Raw genomic sequence first — 6,636 nt, 5'->3', positions numbered from 1 at the left:
GGGCCGGGCCGGGCGGGCCGGGCCTGCGGATCCGGGCGCCCAGTGGCGGGTCGGGCAGGTCGGCGGCGAGGATCGCGTCGGGCCCGAACAGGGGCAGCAGGGTGGCCAGACCGGCGGCGCCGGACGCGTCCACGACGACCGCGTCGAGTCCGGCGGCCGCGGCCACGGCGGTGAGCCGGTCCGGTGGTGCGTCGGGCGCCAGGGGCACGGCGCAGGCACCGGCGCGCAGTGCGGCCAGGAATCCGGCGTAGGCGGTGACGCTGCGGGCCGCGAGGATGCCGACGCGGCGCCGCCCGTCGGCGGCGAGCGGACCGGCGAGTGCGGACACCTCACGGTCCAACGCGTCGTAAGTGAGGGTTTGTTGACCCACGCACAGGGCGGGGCCGCCGGGGGCGAGTGACCGGCCCCGGTCGAACCAGTGGTCCAGCAGCGGACCGTCGGCACCCATCGTCCGTCAGCCGTTCGCCAGTTGGTCCAGGACCGCCCACAGCGAGCCCGGCGTGCGAAAGGTGGCCGGGGCGATCGTGTGGTCGGGGAAGGTCACGCCGAGGATGTCCTCAAGGGTGTCCATCAGCACGACCGTGGCGACCGAGTCGAGTCCGACGGCGGCCAGGGGCAGGTCCTTGGGCACTTCCGGTTCGTGCTCCAGCGCGGGCAGCTGGGCACGCAGGATCTGTTCCAGTGTCTCGTACGCGACCATTCCGCGACGCCCTTCCACTCGGTGACCCCCACAGCGAACCGGCGCGCGGCGGAGGGTGCCGCTCACTACTGAGCGGCACCCTCACAGGGGCCCGATCATGCTCGGAGCCCGGCCGAGGAGGGGGAGGACCGTGCCATGCCCGAGACCGTGGAGTCGTTCCTGTCCGCCGTGCACCGGACGTTCGCGGAGGTGACGCGGAAGGCGCCCGGCTACTTCGCCACCCGTCCGCTGCGGGCGGACGACCCGCCCGCGGGTGCGGCCGAGGCGGTGCGCGCTGCCTTCGGCGTGACACTGCGCGCGACAGTCCGGGAGGAGTTCACCGCTGTGGACGACCTGCTGGACCGGCGCCGCACCTGCCTCGACGGGACCGATGACCCCGACGGGAGCGGGGAGGACTGGGCCGGGTGGCGTCGGCGGCAGGACCGGCGGTTCGCGGTCCGGTCGGCGCGGGCCGCCCGACTGGCCCGGACCATGGACCGCCGGGAGGTGCGGACCGCGGGGTCGCGCATCCGGTACCGGGCCGGCGGGCAGGGGCCGCTCGTGGTGCTGCTGACCGCTCTCGGGTACACCGACGAGGTCTGGTACCCGCTCGCCGAGCGGCTACTGCCGGGCCGGCGAGTGGTGATGTGGGACGCGGAGGACGCCTCCGAGCCGGACCGGCTCCGGTCGACGGAGCGGCAACTGGACGTCGTGGACGGAGTGCTGGCCGCCGAGGGGGCGCGCGCCTGCGATGTCGTCGGCTGGTGCTCGGGCGCACAGCTCGCGGTGGAGTACGCCCACAGCCGCCCCCGCGCGGTCCGGGCGGCGGTGCTGCTGCACGGCTCGTATCCGCGCGCGGCCACGGATCCCGCCTCCGCCTACGAACGCAACCTGGCCACGGTGTGCGCCTCCGTGGCCGCGCGGCCGCATCGGGCGGACCGCGCGCTCAGAATGCTCACCGGCGCGGCCGAGCCCGCGCCGCTGCCCACCGACGAACACCTGGCGGCCCTGGAGGTGCTCGCCCGCGTCCTGCCGGGCCTGGCGCCGGTGCTGCGCCACCCGTTCCGGGACGCCGACGCGCTGGTGCGCTACAGCCGCATGCTCGACGAGCTGTGGCGGCGACCGCTTCCGGCCCCCTCCCCAGGTCTGCCCCCACTGCTGTCGCTGGCGGCCGAGCTGGACCGGGTCGCCGCGCCCGAACCCCCGGCCGCTCTCGTGCCGTTGCTGGCGGGCCGGCACGGTCTGCTCGTCGGGGCGACGCACTACAGCCTGCTCGAACGCCCGGAGGTGGTAGCGGACATGTGCCGCGCCTTCCTCGACGACCCGGCGGCGGCCGTGCCCGTCGCCGGTGGCCCCAAGGAGGTCCGGTGGGCCGCGACCGACCGACCGCTGACGACCGTCTATGAACCGATCCGCGTGGGAGTGACGCGATGAACCAGTCCGTGAAGTTCGACAAGCTGGCCGCCACCTACGATGCGGCCCGCGGGGGCGAGGGGCGCGGGCACATGACCGCGGCCACGATCTCCCCGCACCTCGCCCCCGGTTCCGTACTGGAGGTGGGCGTGGGCACCGGCGTGGTGGCGGCCGGGCTGGCCGCCCTGGGGCACACCGTGCGCGGTGTGGACGTCTCGCAGCCGATGCTGGACGTCGCCGCGACCCGCTTCGACGGCGAACTGACCATCGGCGACGGCATGGCGCTGCCCTTCGACGACGCCTCGCAGGACAACGTGGTGTACGTGCACGCGCTGCACCTGATGCCGGACATGGGGGCCGCGCTGACGGAGGCGGCGCGGGTGCTCCGGCCTGGAGGCCGGGTCGTCGTACGTCACGGCGATCCGGTGTCGGAGGCCGACGACCTGGTCCTGATCCTGCGTCAGGTGCAGGCACGGCAGCCGGACCGCCCCGACGCGCCGGACGCGGTGCGCGCGGCGGTCGAGGCGGCCGGGTTGCGGCTGTGCGAGCAGGGCATGCGGCCGGAGTACGAGAGCGGGATGAACCCGGAGACCTTCATCGCGCTGATCACCAACCGGCAGGTGCCGTTCCTCCAGCGGCTGACCCCCGAGCGTGCGGCGGAGGTGGTCGAACCGATCCTGGCGCAGTTGCGCGCGCTGCCGGATCCGCAGCGGGTGCGCCGTCAGGCGTGGTCGTGCTGGTTGACGGTGGCCGAGAAACCGGCCTGACCCCGCCGCGGAGTCCGCGGTGGTCCTGCGGCGGTCCCGGTCAGCAGGGGATCAGTTCGAAGGCCACCGCGGGTACTCCGCCGAAGCGGGCACCGGTCGCCTGCGCCTGCCCCGCTACAGCGGGGCGTACTGCTTCCCGGGTGTAGCCCAGCCCCTGGAGGTAGGTCTCGTGGGCCTCCAGCGAGGCGACGGCGGCGTCCAGGCCGGTGGAGATGTCAACGGCGTGGGTGGGTGCCGGGGAGTTCGCGACGGCAAGGTACTTCACCGACCACGGTTCACCGGCCTCGGGCAGGATCCAGCGGTTCCCGGCATCGGCCACGGCGTCCAGCGCGCAGCGGCCGAACTCCCGGTGGTCGGGGGCGTTCCAGCGGCCGGTGCCGGTCCGCTCGTGGTGGTTGAAGACGACGACGAGTTGGGGGCGGTGGCGGCGGAGGGCCGCCACCAGGTCGGCGCGCAGCCGTTCGTTCGCGCGGACCGCGCCGTCGGAGTGGTCGAGGAACTCGACGTCCCGGACGCCGACCCGGTCGGCCGCCTCGCGTTGTTCGGCCTCGCGGACCCCGGCCGCTTCCGCGGGCGGCACGGCGTCGATGCCGGCCTCGCCGCGGGTGGCCAGCAGGTAGGAAACGGCGTGTCCTTTGCGGGTCCAGACGGCGACCGCTCCGGCCGATCCGAACTCGACGTCGTCGGGGTGCGCGGCCAGGACGAGAGCGTTCTCCCAGTCCTCGGGCATACGTTCCAGATTCTCGCTCATGAGTCGACGGTAGGGCGGGCGCCGGACGCCGAATGCTCAATTGTGGGCTGCCTGTTCGGCAACACCCGGCACATCGTGGTGAGGCCCGTTCCGTATCTCCGATATGCAAGACTGCGTGCGGGGAAACCCGTTGAGAAGTACCGACCGAAAGACCGAGAGGTGGATCGATGACAGCGATTGCCGAGCCCGGGGCCGTCACCTTAAGTTGTTCCGACCCCGAATCGCTCGCGGAGTTCTACGCGAGGACGACCGGCTGGCAGAAGATCTTCAGCAGTGAATCGGCGGCCTATCTCGCCGGCCGGAACGGCATGCGGATGGGGTTCGTCAGGATCGAGGGGTTCGAGCCCCCGTCCTGGCCGGAGGCCGGGAACCGCGTGCACCTCGACTTCAGCGTCCCGGACCTGGAGAAGGCCGAGGCGGAGCTGCTGGCGCTGGGCGCCAGCAAGCCCAAGGAGCAGCCCGGCGAGGGGAAGTGGACGGTCCTGCTGGACCCTGCCGGCTACCCCTTCTGCATCACCACGATGGCCTGACCGGCGCCTGACGGCCGCGTCCCCCGGCGACGGTACGGGCCGGGGGACGCGGTGGCCGTGGATGCGGACCCGGCCGAGCACGGGCCCGGCCGGGTCCGGGCCGGGACAGGGATCAGGCCCGGTCGGAATCGGGGTCAGGCGAAGACGCGCGGGGCGAGAAGGCTGTCGCGGGTGGAGCCCTGAAGGATGATCTTGTCCCAGGTGCCGCCGCCGCGCTCCGGCGAGATCCAATCCTGGATGTAGGACGCCCGGGGCGCGCTCGGGTCCGGGCTGGCGTCGAGGGCCATCAGTTCCTGGTAGGCCTCCACGTCCGCCATATGGATGAAGAAGTGCAGGCGGTCCATCTGCCCGAACGCCTCCTCGAACAGGAGCACCGTGGTGCGGCCCTCGGCGTTGAGGTTGTACGTCTCCGCGAGGGTCCGGGCGAGGACCCGCGCCTCGGCGCGGTAGCCGTGCGCCGCCTGGGCGGTGCGGTGCATGAGGAGCCCCGAGGAGGCACTGGTGACCAGGGACTCCACGGGCAGCGAGGTCTGCCGGGCGGCCGGCAGCAGCTGGAACCGACCGCGGCCGTCCACCTCCTCGACCGGGTTGATGTCCGCCTTCATCATCGCCTCGGTGGCGGTGCCGAAGATGCCCCAGCGGTGCGGCAGCAGGACGGTCTCCTGCACGCTGCCCGCCTCGAACAGTTCCTCCCAGCCGTCGTCCTCGCCGGAGGCGAGGCCGAGGACTCCGCTCCCCCGGTCGGCGCCCCGTTGGGTCAGCGCGGTGTAGTCGCTCATCGAGCGCAGGTGGACCAGCCAGTGCAGCCGCCCCCGGGTGCCGAAGGCGTCCTCGTAGCTGAGCGCCGTGGCGACGCCCTCGTTCCGCTCGTTGAAGCTCTCGGTCAGGGCGCGGGTCGCGGCGCGGGCGCGCGGTCCGTGACCGGCCCGGATCTGGGCGGTGCGCCACAGGACGACCTCTGCGGAGGCGGTGTCGAGGGTCTTGTCCGGCGGTGTGCGCACCTGGTGCTGAGCGGTCGTCGTGGTGGGCAGGGAGTCGTCCATCGGGTATTTCCCTTCGCTCAGGAGAGTGGGTCAGACACGGCTTGCGTACCGGCCGCGGCCAGTACGCCGGCCGCGCCGGTCATCAGCAGGTCGGCGATGGCGTCGACGTCGCGCCGCCGCCAGGATTCGAGGGCGGTGCCTTCGACCAGCCGGTTGAAGGCACCCATCGCGGGTCCGCAGTGGATCTGGAAGTTGGCGGTGTTGTCCTTGGCGCCGTCGAGCGCCGCCCGGGTCGAATCGGCGAAGTACCAGCGGAGGACGAGCGCCATCCTGCGTCGGGGGTCGCGTTCGGCGTCGCGGGCGATCTGCGGCCGCCCGGTGTCCCGGTAGTGCCGTACGACCTCCTCCCACACCTCGGCCACGGAGCGGCGGAAGCAGGTGCGTTCGAGGACGGAGAGCGTGCGGGCGTCGATGTCCTCCAGGCGTTCGTGCCGCCGGTAGAGGTCGTGGAGCTGGTTGGCGCGGGCGGGGAACATCGTCCCCCTGCGGACCACCTGCACGCGGGAGCCGATCTCGAACAGGTCCCCGGCCGGGGCGTAGGCGACGTCCTGCACGTCGAGTCCGGCGAGCAGGTCCTTGACCGCGTCGGAGGTGCTGGCCTGCGGGCTGCACTGGTTGACACTGCCGGTGAGGACGAAGTCCGCGCCGAGCAGGAAGCACGCCGCCACCGCCTCCGGAGTGCCGATCCCGCCCGCCGCGCCAACCCGTACGGGTTCCCCGCCCGTGGCGGGGGCGGCGTGCTCCCGCAACCGACGGATGGTGGGGACGAGCGCGAGGGCGACGCCCTGGTCGGTGTGCCCGCCCGAGTCGGACTCCACGCACAGGTCGGAGGCGACCGGGAGTTCCGCGGCGACGGCCGCCTCGTCGCGGGTCAGGGCGCCCTCGGCGACCAGCCGGGCCAGCAGCTCGGGGGCGGGCGGGGCGAGGAACTGCCGTGCCACCTCGGGCCGGGACACCTTGGCGAGGACCTGACGGGCCGCCACCGGCCCGCCACCGGCGTCGCGGTGGGCGCCCTTGGCGCGGAACAGCACCAGCGGTGCGGTGACCCGGGTGAACGCGGCGGCCTCCACGAACCGCACCCCGCGTCGCAGGAACAGCTCCACGGTGGCCCGTTCAAGCTCGGCGTCGGCCATGTCGTGCAGCAGGTTCATGCCGTAGGCGGCACCGGGCGGCAGTCGCCGTTCGATGTCATCGAGCGCCGCGCCGATCTCGGTGAGGGACAGGCCGCCGGTGCCGAAGAAGCCGAACAGTCCGTTCTCGGCCATCCGTACCACGAGGTCGGTGGAGGCGATGCCCTGGTACATCGAACCGGCCACGTACGCGTGCCGGGTGCGGTAGACCTCGCGGAACCGGGCCGAGCCGAGCACGGTTCCGGGACGGTGGGCGACGCGCGCGCCATCGGTCTGCGGGGCGGTGGCGGCGGGGGGCACGGGCGCGGCAGAAGAGACGGCGG

General features: G+C 73.3%; 8 protein-coding genes. 3 read left to right on the top strand and 5 right to left on the bottom strand.

Annotated elements, in window-relative coordinates:
- Both AOK11_RS20820 and AOK11_RS20815 read right to left on the bottom strand, forming a co-directional pair.
- A partial coding sequence (locus AOK11_RS20820) for an AMP-binding protein (RefSeq protein WP_157869407.1) occupies positions 1-448 on the bottom strand: 448 nt, incomplete at its 3' end.
- Positions 449-454: 6 nt separating this feature from the next.
- A complete protein-coding gene (locus tag AOK11_RS20815; RefSeq protein ID WP_055595241.1) occupies positions 455-700 on the bottom strand; it encodes a phosphopantetheine-binding protein in 246 nt (81 codons plus the stop codon).
- A gap of 135 nt (positions 701-835) precedes the next feature.
- Between AOK11_RS20815 and AOK11_RS20810 the strand changes: the two genes are divergently transcribed.
- Positions 836-2,113, top strand: coding sequence for an alpha/beta fold hydrolase (locus tag AOK11_RS20810; protein ID WP_055595240.1), 1,278 nt, complete (start codon positions 836-838; stop codon positions 2,111-2,113).
- Positions 2,110-2,859 (top strand): class I SAM-dependent methyltransferase, encoded by a 750-nt coding sequence (locus tag AOK11_RS20805; protein ID WP_055595239.1) that lies wholly within the window; start codon positions 2,110-2,112, stop codon positions 2,857-2,859. The genes AOK11_RS20810 and AOK11_RS20805 overlap by 4 nt, the downstream gene beginning before the upstream one ends.
- A 40-nt stretch (positions 2,860-2,899) precedes the next feature.
- Here the strand turns inward: AOK11_RS20805 and AOK11_RS20800 are convergent, their stop codons facing one another.
- Positions 2,900-3,610 carry a PIG-L deacetylase family protein gene (locus AOK11_RS20800; RefSeq protein ID WP_055595238.1) on the bottom strand — a complete coding sequence of 237 codons (711 nt, stop codon included), beginning with the start codon at positions 3,608-3,610 and terminating at the stop codon, positions 2,900-2,902.
- A 167-nt stretch (positions 3,611-3,777) separates the two neighbouring features.
- On the opposite strand from AOK11_RS20800, the gene AOK11_RS20795 reads away from it, so the two are divergent.
- Positions 3,778-4,140, top strand: a complete 363-nt coding sequence (locus tag AOK11_RS20795; protein WP_055595237.1) for a VOC family protein — start codon at positions 3,778-3,780, stop codon at positions 4,138-4,140.
- Positions 4,141-4,274: 134 nt separating this feature from the next.
- On the opposite strand, the gene AOK11_RS20790 is transcribed toward AOK11_RS20795, so the two are convergent.
- Positions 4,275-5,183 (bottom strand): DUF6039 family protein, encoded by a 909-nt coding sequence (locus tag AOK11_RS20790; protein WP_055595236.1) that lies wholly within the window; start codon positions 5,181-5,183, stop codon positions 4,275-4,277.
- A 17-nt stretch (positions 5,184-5,200) separates the two neighbouring features.
- Positions 5,201-6,636: PfaD family polyunsaturated fatty acid/polyketide biosynthesis protein (locus tag AOK11_RS20785; protein ID WP_157869406.1), on the bottom strand; the 1,436-nt coding region annotated here is incomplete at its 5' end.

Source organism: Streptomyces hirsutus, assembly GCF_001418415.1.
In the GTDB taxonomy this organism is placed as follows: Bacteria; Actinomycetota; Actinomycetes; order Streptomycetales; family Streptomycetaceae; genus Streptomyces; species Streptomyces hirsutus.
Note: the sequence above shows the minus strand (reverse complement) of the source record. Positions and strands in the feature narration are given on the sequence as shown.

Coding starts and splice junctions, on each gene's coding strand:
- AOK11_RS20815 (WP_055595241.1), bottom strand. CDS start 700: ATGGTCGCGTACGAGACACTGGAACAGATCCTGCGTGCCCAGCTGCCC.
- AOK11_RS20805 (WP_055595239.1), top strand. CDS start 2,110: ATGAACCAGTCCGTGAAGTTCGACAAGCTGGCCGCCACCTACGATGCG.
- AOK11_RS20790 (WP_055595236.1), bottom strand. CDS start 5,183: ATGGACGACTCCCTGCCCACCACGACGACCGCTCAGCACCAGGTGCGC.
- AOK11_RS20800 (WP_055595238.1), bottom strand. CDS start 3,610: ATGAGCGAGAATCTGGAACGTATGCCCGAGGACTGGGAGAACGCTCTC.
- AOK11_RS20795 (WP_055595237.1), top strand. CDS start 3,778: ATGACAGCGATTGCCGAGCCCGGGGCCGTCACCTTAAGTTGTTCCGAC.
- AOK11_RS20810 (WP_055595240.1), top strand. CDS start 836: ATGCCCGAGACCGTGGAGTCGTTCCTGTCCGCCGTGCACCGGACGTTC.